Raw genomic sequence first — 12,284 nt, forward strand, 5'->3', positions numbered from 1 at the left:
ACGGGCGCGGCATGGACCTGAAGCGCAAGCTGTCCCGACTCACCAACGCGGGCCCCGGCAGTCAGGCCCGGGCGCCCGTGAACACCGTGGCGGTGGCTCCTGTGGTGGAGACACCGGCGGTGGAGGCGCGCGCGCAGGACGCGGCGGTGGCTCCGATTCCGCCGGTGGAAGAGGCGGGCACGACCACCATCGCGGAGGTGCTGGTCCAGGCGCTGCGCAAGCGCATGTCGATGGACGGGGAGGGGACTGACGGCGGGCAGCCTCGCGAGGCCGCATTGCGTACCGCGCAGGCGGAGGTCGCTGACAGCGAGGCCACGCGGGCGGACGGTCTCGTGGACCTGCGCGAGGAGGCGCGGCGGCGGTTCGCGGCGAAGCGCGGTGGTGCGGCGGACGGTCCCGCGGATCCACGGGTGGAAGCGCTGCGCCAGATGCTGTCGTTCTGGTCGGAGCGGCAGGGCACGGCGTCTGCTCGGAAGGCGGTGGCGCCGGCCCCCGAGCCGCGTGCCTTGCCCGTGGAGGCACGGTCGACGCCGCATGGCACGGTGCACGTGGCCGAGCAGGTGTATGCGCCGGACCATCGTCATGGCTCGGCACCGGTGGCGGCGGCGCTCGACGTGGAGGCGCGGCTGGTGGCGGGGTTGGCGCTGCATCCGGAGTTGGAGTCGGTGGACTTCACGCGGATGTTGATGCTGGACACGGAGACGACGGGGCTCGCGGGCGGTACGGGAACGGTGCCGTTCCTGGTGGGCCTGGGCTGGTTCGAAGGCCGCTCGATGCGCGTGCAGCAGCTCTTCCTGAGGCGCATGGGAGAAGAGGCGCCCATGCTGCGCCTCCTGGCCGAGCGCATGGCGTCGTCGTCCTGTCTGGTCACGTACAACGGCAAGAGCTTCGACTGGCCGCTGCTGCGCACGCGCTTCGTGCTCAACCGGGTGCCGGTGCCGAAGGAGCTGCCGCACCTGGACCTCCTGCACTGCGCGCGGCGCGTGTTCAAGCACCGCGGCGAGGGCGCGCGGCTGGTGCACCTGGAGTCGAAGGTGCTGGGGCATCACCGGGTGGGGGACGTGGACGGCTCGCAGATCCCGGAGCTGTACTTCCGCTTCCTGCGCGGCACGGACGGTTCGGAGCTGGTGCCGGTGCTGGAGCACAACCAGAAGGACCTGCTGCTGCTGGCGGCCTTGATGGGCGATCTGGTGCGCCGCTTCCAGTCCGAAGGCTCGGAGCAGCAGGACCCTCGAGATCTGCTGGGCTTCGCGCAGGTGGCGGAGAGGGCAGGGGACGCGGCGCGGGCGCTGACGTTCGCGAAGGCCGCCGCGGAGAGCGGGGGCCCGGTGGGAATCGAAGCGCTGGTGCTGGCCTCGCGCCTCTGCCGCCGCTCGGGTGATTGCGACACGGCGGTGGCGCACCTGCAGCGTGCGCTCACGTTCGCGAAGCCCGGACAGGGCGCGGTGCTGCACCTGTCCCTGACGAAGCTCTACGAGCACTCCCTCAAGGACCTGCCCCGGGCCCTGTACCACGCCAGGCTCGCCGCCCCCGTGGAGCTGCCGGAGGACCACCAGCTCCGCCTGGAGCGCCTGGAGCGGCGCCTGTCGCGTCAGGGGGCCTGAGCATCAGCTCCCCCTGCGTCTGGGGCAACGCCAGCGTCCGAAGATGCGTCCAGGAAGGGCAGGGGCCGCGGATGCGCCGGGTCGAAGGAGGGTGAGACGCCAGGGGCGGCCTTCTCCAGGACGCCGCCGTCCGCGAAAGGGATGTACGGCTCCATCCCGTCCAGGATCCGGCGAAGGATGCGGCCATCACGGCTGATGGCATACCGGACCCCAGAGTCGAGTCCCGGCTGGGATCCGGCGCATGCCGACGGGTCCATATCGATGCGCACGAAGACGATGTCTTCACGCTCAATGACCCTGAAGACATGTGACATGCGCCTGTCGGTGCACGGCGCTTCAGACCGGTCCGGAGGCAGATAATCGTTCGCCGCCAAGGTCAGTGCGCGGATCACGGCTCCATCCAGCACGACGGGCTGCTCGGATGTGCCGACCTGGATCGGCGCCTGTTCGAAGAACTGCGGGAAGACTATCGAACGGTCATCCTCCACCGGGGCAGAGCCCGCCACGAACCCGCGCACACACCCGGCGGCAGCAATCCCCAGCAGAAACAACGACGCGCTTCGCTTCATCTTCCGCGCTCCTCCATTGCGAAGGCCTATTTCCCTATTCGCGCACGATGCGATAGCGCGCGCTGTCCAACCACTGCACCCGACCGATGAGCTGTCGTCCCCATCCGCCATCGCCCCGCAGCCATCGCAACAACTCTCCGGTCGCGGGGATGTACTGGAAGAACCCGTCACACGGGGGGTGCTCCAGACTATCGGAGAGGGAGAAGAAGGCGACGATGGAGAGTGGAATCTCTCCCGCGTGCGTCTTCACGGTCACACCATGCTCGAGCGCCATGTCGACGATGAATCGGATGTCTCGGTCCGACAACACGTTGTCGTAGGGATGGTTGTGGAGGACGAAGACATAGCCCAGGCTGTTCGAGGCATAGCGCGCGTCGTCCACGCTCGACGGGAGGTTGCAAGTGCGCTTCTGGGGTTCGTCGTGCAACGCGCCCCCAGCAAGCATGCTCATCTCGAACTTCCGGTCCGGCGTGTAATACAGCCATGCGCAGTACTCGCGTGAGAGGCGCCAACGCAGCTGGAAGTTCTGCCCGGTCGGTCTGCCTGCGGTGGCTTGCGGCTTGCCCAGGATCAGGGGACACGCAGCCTGTAGGGCATCCGAGAACGAATCGAATGGGCCGAAGGCGGGCATGGGGCCCGGGATGCTCGCAAGCGGAGCCCCGTTGGAGCCCTGAACGACCCCTGGGATGGGACGCGGGCCTCCACAGCCCAGCACCAGGGCTGAGAGGAGCGCGACAAGGCCCGGCTCACGGCAACGCATCACGCAGACCTGGGAACCACGAGACGAGCAACCGCTGCGTGCCCAGTTTCACGTAGGCCCGGCCCGACTCGCCGTCCTGGTAGACGCGCTTCTTGCCGTCACGCTCGTAGGTCCGGGCCGGCACGTGCGCCCGGATCAGCACCGCGCCTTTCGGGTACGCCTCGGCTCGCCGCTGCACCTTCGCGAACTGGAGCGATTCCTCCGGACCCTCCACCTGCTCGATGACCGTTTCCAGCGGGTGGCGCATGTCCGGCATCTGGAACTCCAACGTCATCCCCGGGGCCAGCTCCTGCCGGTACTCCTCCGCTAACAGCACGTTGAGCGACGGCAGCACGTTCCGGTTCATCAAGGCCGCCACCAGCTGACCCGCCTCCACCTGGGCCCCCTTCGTCACCGCCACCTGGCCCACCATCGCCTCCAGCGGTGCCACCACCTCCGCCGCCCCGGTCGCCGTCTCCAGCCGCGCCACCACCTGCCCGGCCTTGACCGGCTGGCTCAGCCCCACGTCCACCGACATCACTCGCCCCGCGGCCGGAGCAGGGACGTCCACCCACTCGCCCTGCTGGAGCAGCACCTGCCCCCGCGCGGACCGGTCCACCCGTACCATCCCCGCGAGCACTCCCAGCGTCACCACCGCTCCCACCGCGCTCCAGGTCCATGCCCGCCGTGAAAAGCGGGACGTCGGCTTGGGAGGGGAGGAGACAGGCATCGGAGGGGATTCAGGCCGCGGATCCATGTGCGGAACAGGATGATCCATCCCGGCCTCCCTGCGCCAGGACTGGTTGGAACGCGGGATTCACCGCGAGGCCTTCAACCGGGTCCCTGAAACTTGACGGACTCGTACGCCTGCTCGCCCTACAGGGATGTATCCCTGCATCACCCCGGGGCGCCTTGTGCCATGCTGCATGCGCCTCGTGGATTCTTCCTTCCTCAGATTCGGGTCCCTGGTCCTCGCCGGACTCCTTGCTCCGGGCGCGTTCGCGGCTGAGCCGACGCGTGAGGAACAGGTGCGCGCGGAGCTGGAACGCCAGCTGCGCGACATGGTCCCCGAGTCCCCTTCCGAAGTGCAGGTGCTCTTCGCGGGCTTCAAGCCCGAGGACGGCTACCGGCTCGTGGAGACCGACTTCCTCCTGGATGGCGAACCGCTCGCCGTCCCGGGGCTGGAGGAGCTCAACGCGCCCGGCGTCCACCGGCTCGCGGTCCTGAAGGTCGAACCCGGCGAGCACACCCTCGTCTCGCGCGTCACGTACACCAACGGCTCCTGGAGCCTGTTCAGCGAGACCAACGGCTTCCTCTGGAAGATCACCGCCTCCGTCGGCTTCCAGACCCAGCGCGGCCTGCGCGTCGTGGTGAAGGCGTCCCCCAGCGTCGTGCCCAACGCGCCGGATCCGCGCCTCAAGCTCAAGCTCACCCACGCCGTCACCGCGGAGATGATCAAGCCTCCGCAGGACGAGCCCGCCGTCGTCACCGCGCCGCCGCCCGTGAAGCCCGCGCCCGTGGATGCCGGCGCCCCGGTGAAGGTCGTCCAGCCCACGCCGCCGCTGGACGCGGGCGTGAAGCCCACGACGACTGTCGTCTCGGTGACGCCGCCCGTGGAGCGCCCGCCGGTGGCGCCCAGCCGCCTGCGCCTCCAGGTGACGTCGAAGAAGCCCACCTCCGCCACCGCCTTCGTGCGCGGCACGGGCGAGCCCCTGAAGCTCACCGTGCCCGGCAAGAAGCCGCAGGACGTGCCCCTGTCCGCGGGCGCGTACACCGTGGACCTCATCGCCGACGGCTTCCTCGCGCAGACGCGCCAGGTGGAGCTGGCCGCCGGGGCGGACTCGTCGCTCGCCTTCGCGCTGGTGCCCGCGCCCAAGGCCGCCAAGGCCGCCAAGGTGCAGGAGGGCCGCATCGAGCTGCCCGACCCCCTGAGCTTCGATGAGAAGAAGCCCGTGCCCGCCAAGGCCACGCTCGCGGGCCTGGACCTGGCGGTGGACCTGCTGGTGCGCGACCCGAAGGCCCGCCTGCGCGTCGAGGGCCACACCGACTCGCGCGAGGTCCCCGAGCCCGCGCGCCAGAGCCTCTCCGACGCCCGCGCCCGCGCCGTGGCCGACATGCTCGTCCGCGCCGGCGTGGCCCCGTCCCGAGTGGAGGCCGTGGGCCTGGGCGACCGCAATCCCAAGGCCCCCAACCTGATTCCTCGCGGACGTGAGCTCAACCGCCGCGTGGAGCTGGTGCTGCTGCGTCCCTGAGCCTTGAGGTTGCTGGAGGCCTCCTCTAGCGTCCCGGGCGTTCTTCGCTGAAGGGACGCGCGATGCCTCGCTACGAGTTCACGGAAGGCAGCTCCAGCAAGTTCTGGGAGATCACCCTGGAGGGCACCACGCTGACCAAGCGCTGGGGCCGCATCGGCACCGACGGCCAGGAGAAGGTCGAGGAGTTCGACTCCAAGGCGGAGGCGAAGAAGGCCTACGAAGCGCAGGTCCACGAGAAGGTGCGCAAGGGCTACACGCTCGCCGAGAGCGGGGACAGCGACGGAGGGGAGGCCACCGCCGAGTCCGCCGTCAACCCGGACCTGGAGGCCGCCATCCTCGCGAAGCCCGACGACGCGAAGGGCTACCTCGCGTACGCCGAATGGCTCAAGGGCGAGGGAGACCCGCGCGCCGAGCTTATCCTCCTCCAGCACTCCGCGCTGGAGGCGCCCGCAGCCACGCGCAAGAAGGTGGCGAAGCTCATCGAGGATCACGCCAACGAGCTCCTGGGTGAGTCACTGACGGAGGCCGTCTCCGACGAGACCCTCAAGCTCGAGTGGCACCTGGGCTTCATCCGCGAGGCCCGGCTGGGACAGGTGGACTACGACTCCTCGGCGAACATCCCGGACCTGCTGGCCGAGCTGCTGGCCCATCCGTCCGCGCGGTTCCTGAGCCGCCTGACTCTGGGCATGGCCAACTTCGACGGCGAGAACGATTACGACGAAACGCTGGAGGTGCTCGCGAAGGCGAAGCCCGCGCCGCCGTTGCGCTCGCTGTTCATCGGCGACTTCGAGTTCCCGGACGAGACGGAGATCTCCTGGACGCAGGTGGGCGACCTCAAGCCGCTCTACAAGGTCTATCCCCAGCTCCAGGAGCTGCGCGTGCGCGGCGGTGAGATCGGGTTCGGGAAGATCGACCTGCCGGAGCTGCGGTCGTTCACCGTGGAGACGGGTGGCCTTCACCAGGGCTCGGTGAAGGAGATCGTGAAGGCGAAGTGGCCGAAGCTGGAGTCGCTGGAGGTCTGGTTCGGCCAGGAGAACTACGGCGCGAGCGGCGGGGTGAAGGACCTCAAGCCGCTGCTCGACGCGGAGGGCGTGCCGGCCCTGCGCAAGCTGGGGCTGCGCAACTCCGAGTTCACGGACGAGCTGTGCGCGGTGCTGCCCAAGTCGAAGATCCTGGCCCAGATTGAAGAGCTGGATCTGTCCATGGGCACGATGAGCGACACGGGCGCGGACACGCTGGCCCAGAACGCCAAGGCCTTCGGGCACCTCAAGGCGCTGGACGTCACCCAGAACTTCCTCACGAAGGCGGGGCAGAAGACCGTGGCCAACGTCGCGAAGTCGGTGGCGAGCGGTAACCAGCGCACGCCCTACGACGAGGAGTCGCGCTACGCCGCCGTGGGCGAGTAGCCCGTCTCCATGCCGTCCGCCGCGCCGCCGTTCCTGATCATCGGCAACCCCGGGAACCGGCGCGTCACGCTCTTCCAGGAGGCCCTGGTCCGCGCCGGGCTGCCTCCCGCGCACGTGGTGGCGTGGGAGACGGTGGCTCGCGCGCCCGATACCCTCCTGGAGCTCCCCGACACGGAGCGCATCGTCCGCATCGACGCGGCGGGGGAGGACGCGGCCGTGGAGCGCGCCTTCCTCCAGCGCGGCTTCACGGATGCGCTCGGCGCGGGCTGCGACACCGTGGCGCCCGAGCAACTGGATGCATTGCCGGATGAGCACGGCCGCGTGCTGTGCCCCCGGCAGCATCACCTGGGTTTCCTGCGCGTGCTGGAGGACTTGTCCGACAGGTTCGCGCAGCGTCCCCGATGGCGCGTGTTGTCCTCACCCCGCGCCATCGCGGACCTGTTCGACAAGCGCATCACGTCACGCCGGTACGCGAGCCTGGGCATCCCCGTGCCGCCGTTCCTGGACGTGGCTCCGGGCACGACACCGGAAGCCCTGCGCCAGGCGTTGCGAGAAGCGAGCTTCCGCGAGGCGTTCGTGAAGCTGTCCTGCGGTTCGTCCGCGTCGTGCCTCGCCGTGTACCGGCCTGGGCTGGCGCAAGGCTCGTTGCTCACCAGCCTGCACCGGGGCGCCACCGGCTGGTTCAACTCCCTCAAGGTGCGCCGTGTGACGGACGCTCGGGAGGTGGACGCGGTGCTGTCCTTCCTCCTGCGCGAAGGCTCACAGGTGGAGGAGGCCCGGCCCAAGGCCCGGCTGGGAGGGGACCTGTTCGACTGCCGCGTCCTCACCGTGCGCGGCGAGCCCGTCTTCACCGTCGTGCGCCAGAGCCGCCTGCCCATCACCAACCTGCACCTGGGCGGCTACCGGGGAGACCTGGACGCCTTCCACGCGGCGGTGCCACCCGCCGAACTGGAGGCCGCGATGGAGAGCTGCCGCGCCGTGGCCCGCGCGCACGACTGCCTCCACGTGGGCATCGACCTGATGTTCGAGGACTTCTTCCACGGCCACCGGGTGCTGGAGGCGAACGCCTTCGGGGACCTGCTCCCCGGCCTCACGCGCGACGGCCTGTCCGTCTACGACTGGGAGATCCGCGAAGCGCTGCGCTGAGCCCCGCCCGTCCACAGCCGCGTCGCCGGTACGCGCTCCAGCAGCCCGGATCCGAACACGCGATCCAGCTCCAGGTACTCCAGGTGCACGTAGCCGATGTGACACCCGCACGTGTCCTTCGAGCACGGGCGCGGCTTCAACGCCGCGTCGAAGTCCGGCGCGTAGAGGTTGCCCAGCGGTTCCTTGATGAAGTGGCACCGGTACGCGGTGCCGTCACCGTCCACGGACAGCACGGACTCGCCGCCACGGCAGGCCCGGCCCCGGCTGGGGTGACGGGTGTTGTTGATGGGGAAGAGCGGGTCGATTCGGGTGAAGCGCTCCACGTCTTCGGACGTGTACGCGTCCAGGCCGTCCTTCACCGCGTTGATCCACAGGTACGTGTCCTCGGGGAGTTCGCGGCGCAGGGCCTCGGCTTCGTCCGCGAAGCGCCGGAAGCCCACCATGCCCGCGCTGTGCCGCACGCCGTGCTCCGACAGCCGCTCGCACTGCGCGAGGAAGCGCGCACGCTTCATCCACTCCGGATGGTACGTGGCCCAGATGCCCAGCTTCTCCGTGCGGCAGTCCGTGAGCCAATCCAGCCGGCAGGAGAGGTTCGTCTGCACCGCCGCGCGCTCCACGTGGGGCAGGTGCGTCAGCCGCGCCAGGGCCTGCTGATACCAGGGCCAGATGAGCGCCTCGCCCCACGGCGTGAAGAACACGGACACGGTGTCCTGCGTGCGCGACTCCACCCACTGGAGGAACCGCTCCAGGTCCGCGCGGTCCTTCGTCAGCTCCTCCTCGCTCTGCTTCCACTTGCCGAAGGGGCAGTACTCGCAGCCGTAGTTACAGCCGGACAGCGGGCCCCGGTAGAGCACGGTGAGCTTCATCGCCAGGCGTACTCCGCCATGCGCGCGCGCACGGCCTCGGAGTCCAGCCAGGGACCAATCAAGTCGGAGCGCTCCACGCCCGCGGGAGTGAGCTGGAACACGCCGTCCACGTCGCGCGCCAGCCCGTGCGCCTCCAGTTCCGCGAGCATCGGGAAGTCCGCCTTCGCCTCCGTACCGAAGCGCTGGCGGTACACACCCGGGTCCACGCCCTCCGCCAGCAGCGACAACACCAGGTGCCGGTGGCGCTGCTCGGCCGCGTCCAGCACGAAGCCGTAGCGCACCTCACCGAAGGAGGCCGTGTCCCGTTCGCTGTACGCCTGGATGATGCCGCGCACCTCTCGCGAGGCCACCGCGTACTCGGTCGAGTAGTGGACCGCGCCCGTGTAAGAGCGCGCCCCCACGCCCAGGCCCACCATGCCGTCCTCCTGACAGCGATACACCGCGCCGCGAGCCGCGGGAGCATGCGCCGCGCGGAACATCCGCATGGACACCTGCGTGTAGCCGCGCGACAGGAGGAAGTCCCGGCCGGTCCGGTAGAGCGACAGCCGCAGGTCGTCCCACGCGCGCGACTTCTTGCCCAGGAACGTGAGGGGCCGCACGTAGAGCGGGTAGAGGTACAGCTCCTCCGGCGCGTACCGCAGCGCCGCCTCCAACGAGTGGAGGAACGTCTCCACCGTCTGGCCTTCGATGCCGTAGATGAGGTCCAGGTTGAGCGTGGGGAAGCCCGCGCTCCGCAGCAGATCCAACGTGGCCTCCACCTGCGCCGTCTTCTGCGGCCGCTTCACCGCGGCGACCTCCGACTCCAGGAAGCTCTGCACGCCCATGCTCACCCGGTCCACGCCCCGGGCCTTCAAGAGCGCGACCTTGTCCGCGTCCACCGTCTCCGGCGACACCTCCACGGACATGGGCACGTCGCGCGGGTTCACGCCCAGCTCCGCCGCCAGGTCGAACACCGTCTCCAGCCCCGCGACGTCCAGCAGGGTGGGGGTGCCACCGCCAATGGCGGCCCGAGCGAACGTCGACGGCCCCAACGCCTCCTTCACCCGGCGGGCCTCGCGCTTCAGCGCGGCGAGCCACGCTTCGACGACGTCCTCCTTCGGGCCCGCGGCGGTGAAGAGGTTGCAGAACCCGCAGCGCATCTCGCAGAAGGGCACGTGCAGGTAGAGGAACAGCGCGTCCCGCCGCTCCTTCGCCCAGACGTCCTCCAACGGCAGCGCGGGCGTGAGCGGGCGGTACGCCGTCTTGTGCGGGTAGCCGTACAGGTACGCCACGTACGGCGTCCCTTCGAGCATCGACTCCAGGCGCGTCATGGCGCGGAGTCTACCGGCAGCACGAACTGGCCATAGGGCACCGTCCACACCACCGGGTGCCCCAGCCGGTGCCCCGTGTAGCCGTCCTCGCCGTACGCCGTGCCGTGGTCCGAGCACACGATGCAGAACGCCGGGCCGCGCCGTCGCAGCGCCTGGAACAGGGGCGGCAGCTGACTGTCCACGTACGCCAGCGCCGCCGCGTGCGTCGCCTTGGAGTCCTCCGTTGCCCCGGGCACGTAGTGCCGGTTGGGCTGGTGCAGCGCGGAGACGTTGATGAACAGGAACACCCGCTGCTCCCGGGGCAGCGACCCCAGGATTTTCACTGCGAGTGATGCCTGATTTTCCGTGGATTGGGGGTCGGTGACGCCCAGTTCCGGGGCCCAGTGCGCCTCGGAGAAGAGGCCTGGGAGGACGCGGCCCAAGGGGTTCTTCTGGTTGAAGAACCCCGTCCCGCCAATACACACCGTGTGATAGCCGCGCCCGGCCAGGCCCGTGACGAGGTCCGGCGCGTCCAGCACGCAGGTGCCGGGGCCTGTCGTCTCGCTGCCCTCGAAGCGCAGGGCGAAGGGGCGCGAGTGCCGGCCCGGAGTGACAGGGGTGGGGAGGAAGCCCGCGAAGAAGGCCTGGTGCGCGGCGTAGGTGAAGCTCGCCGGGGTGTGCCGCTCCTCCCACCGGCCGCCGGGCAGCAGCGCGGCCAGGGTGGGGGTGCGGCCTGCTTCCAACTCCTCCCGCGCCACGTCGTAGCGGAGCGTGTCCAGCGTGAGGAAGAGCAGGTCGTGCGTGCCGACCAGCGCGTTCAGGTCATGCATGCGGACAAGGCGGGGCGGGGAGGGGACCTCATCGATGGGAGGTCCCATACCCCGCCCGGGACGGCGGGACTACGACATCGGGACGGTCTCGGCCGGGGGGCGCGGCTGCGCCGGGGCCGGGGTCCGCGGCTGCGCCGGGGCGGCGGCCTCGGGCGGCATGGACTCGAGCGGGCGGCGCGCGGCGTTGGGGTTCCGGGTGTCCACGGTCGAGTTGTAGAGCGTCGTGGCGAAGGTCTGCTGCCCGTTGGTGGACAGCGTGCGGAAGGCGCGGTCCAGCGCCTGCTGGCCGCCCTGCAGGCCCTGGCCCATGGTGCGCTCCACCAGCGCGCGCGCCTGCTGCTCGCTGAGGCGCGCCGTGAACGGGCCGGTGCCGGACGCCGCCGCGTCGTCGCTGGAGAAGGCGCCGCGAGCCATGGCCGCCGCGTTCGGATCCGTGAAGGTCAGCTCGTAGCTCGTCTCCGGGGGCTGACCGGGACGCGTGGTGGTGGTCGCCACCACGGAGTCGTTGATGGCCGTGCGCGCCCGGCCGTTGCCGTCCGCGCCCACCTGCATCTCCGTGGACTGGGTGCTGCCCGCCACGTTGCGGTCCGTCTGGCGCACGGTCTGATCACCCGCGCCGTCCGCGGTGAGGCGCGTCTGGCGCTCGGTGGTGGCCACCTCGCGGCCCAGCACGCGGCCCTCGCGGGTCTGGTCCAGCGTGTCCGTGCGGTTCACGTTGCTCACGCCCGCACCGTTCTCGCGGGGCAGCTGGCCGGTGCGCATGAAGTCGTCATAGGCCGCGCGGCCTTCCGGCGTGCGGATGTTGAAGTCCGCGGACTGGGTGTGCCCCAGGCGCTGATCCTGCCGGCCCTCCAGGCCGCGGATGTTGGTGGCGTCCCGCTGGCGGCCGTCGCTGGTCACCGTGGCGCGCACGGTGTCTTCCGACGTGCGCTGCACCTCGTAGCGCTGCGTCTGGGTGCGGTCATACGACGTGCTCAGCCCCAGCCGCTCGCCCAGCCGGCCCGGGCCCGCGCGCAGGCCCGCATTGAAGCCCGCCTGGCCCTGGACTTCCGCCCGGGCGCGGGTGCCCACCGGCCACGTCTCCGGGGAGGCGGGGTTGGGCAGCTGGCCATTGCGGATGGCGTCCGTGGCGGCCTCGCGCGGCACCTCCACTCGCAGGCTGCCCTGCAGCCCGAACGAACCACTCGCGTTCGCCGTCCCCAGGCGCGTCGGAACGCCGCCCCGGGGCGTCGAGCCGCGGTTGCCCACCTGGCCCTGGGCCTCCAGGACGAAGTTGTCACCCTGCGTCGTCACCCGGGCGCGGCCCGAGGGGCGCAGCGCGGCGGCGGGCGAGAACGAGTCGCGGTTGCGCTCCGCCGCGGCCTGCGCTTCGGGCGGCTGCTGCGCGGGCGCCTGCGGCTGCGGCGCGCTCGCGGGGCGGTTGGCGGGAACCGTCGACTGCGTCGGCTGGAAGGTCGGAGTGGGACGGTTCGGATTGATGGAAGTCATGTGTATTGAGGTTATCGACCTTTCCGACGGTTTGTTTCCGCTCAGTGTGTGGCTCTTACACTCCTGATTGTTGAGAGATTCCGGCTACTTCCGCC

The 12,284-nt window shown here is 70.3% G+C and carries 11 protein-coding genes; 4 read left to right on the top strand and 7 right to left on the bottom strand.

Going from position 1 to position 12,284, the window contains the following annotated elements; all coding sequences use genetic code 11:
• Positions 1-11 precede the first annotated feature (11 nt).
• A complete protein-coding gene (locus GTZ93_RS28590) occupies positions 12-1,604 on the top strand; it encodes a ribonuclease H-like domain-containing protein (protein ID WP_139920335.1) in 1,593 nt (530 codons plus the stop codon).
• Here the strand turns inward: GTZ93_RS28590 and GTZ93_RS28595 are convergent.
• The 3 genes from GTZ93_RS28595 to GTZ93_RS28605 all read right to left on the bottom strand — a co-directional run bounded on the left by GTZ93_RS28595 (position 1,592) and on the right by GTZ93_RS28605 (position 3,642).
• A complete protein-coding gene (locus GTZ93_RS28595; protein WP_139920333.1) occupies positions 1,592-2,173 on the bottom strand; it encodes a hypothetical protein in 582 nt (193 codons plus the stop codon). The genes GTZ93_RS28590 and GTZ93_RS28595 overlap by 13 nt on opposite strands.
• A gap of 34 nt (positions 2,174-2,207) precedes the next feature.
• Positions 2,208-2,624 carry a hypothetical protein gene (locus GTZ93_RS28600; RefSeq protein ID WP_257979348.1) on the bottom strand — a complete coding sequence of 139 codons (417 nt, stop codon included), beginning with the start codon at positions 2,622-2,624 and terminating at the stop codon, positions 2,208-2,210.
• Positions 2,625-2,919: 295 nt separating this feature from the next.
• Positions 2,920-3,642 (bottom strand): biotin/lipoyl-containing protein, encoded by a 723-nt coding sequence (locus GTZ93_RS28605; protein ID WP_161663122.1) that lies wholly within the window; start codon positions 3,640-3,642, stop codon positions 2,920-2,922.
• Between the two features lie 298 nt (positions 3,643-3,940).
• Here GTZ93_RS28605 and GTZ93_RS28610 point away from each other — a divergent pair, with 298 nt between their 5' ends.
• The 3 genes from GTZ93_RS28610 (at position 3,941) to GTZ93_RS28620 (ending at position 7,716) form a co-directional block, all read left to right on the top strand.
• Positions 3,941-5,164 (top strand): OmpA family protein, encoded by a 1,224-nt coding sequence (locus GTZ93_RS28610; protein WP_257979347.1) that lies wholly within the window; start codon positions 3,941-3,943, stop codon positions 5,162-5,164.
• Positions 5,165-5,226: 62 nt separating this feature from the next.
• Positions 5,227-6,570 carry a WGR domain-containing protein gene (locus GTZ93_RS28615; RefSeq protein ID WP_139920327.1) on the top strand — a complete coding sequence of 448 codons (1,344 nt, stop codon included), beginning with the start codon at positions 5,227-5,229 and terminating at the stop codon, positions 6,568-6,570.
• Between the two features lie 9 nt (positions 6,571-6,579).
• Positions 6,580-7,716 (top strand): STM4014 family protein, encoded by a 1,137-nt coding sequence (locus tag GTZ93_RS28620; RefSeq protein ID WP_139920325.1) that lies wholly within the window; start codon positions 6,580-6,582, stop codon positions 7,714-7,716.
• Here the strand turns inward: GTZ93_RS28620 and GTZ93_RS28625 are convergent.
• From GTZ93_RS28625 to GTZ93_RS28640, 4 genes are all read right to left on the bottom strand, one after another.
• Complete coding sequence (locus GTZ93_RS28625) at positions 7,683-8,582, bottom strand: STM4011 family radical SAM protein (protein ID WP_139920323.1); 900 nt, start codon at positions 8,580-8,582, stop codon at positions 7,683-7,685. The two genes, GTZ93_RS28620 and GTZ93_RS28625, sit on opposite strands and share 34 nt — an antisense overlap.
• Positions 8,579-9,892, bottom strand: coding sequence for an STM4012 family radical SAM protein (locus GTZ93_RS28630; RefSeq protein ID WP_139920321.1), 1,314 nt, complete (start codon positions 9,890-9,892; stop codon positions 8,579-8,581). Before GTZ93_RS28630 ends, GTZ93_RS28625 begins: the two co-directional genes overlap by 4 nt.
• A complete protein-coding gene (locus GTZ93_RS28635) occupies positions 9,889-10,701 on the bottom strand; it encodes an STM4013/SEN3800 family hydrolase (RefSeq protein ID WP_139920319.1) in 813 nt (270 codons plus the stop codon). The genes GTZ93_RS28630 and GTZ93_RS28635 overlap by 4 nt, the downstream gene beginning before the upstream one ends.
• A 69-nt stretch (positions 10,702-10,770) precedes the next feature.
• Positions 10,771-12,189, bottom strand: a complete 1,419-nt coding sequence (locus GTZ93_RS28640; RefSeq protein ID WP_161663123.1) for a hypothetical protein — start codon at positions 12,187-12,189, stop codon at positions 10,771-10,773.
• Positions 12,190-12,284: the final 95 nt, after the last annotated feature.

It is taken from the genome of Corallococcus exiguus, assembly GCF_009909105.1.
GTDB classification, from domain to species: Bacteria; Myxococcota; Myxococcia; order Myxococcales; family Myxococcaceae; genus Corallococcus; species Corallococcus exiguus.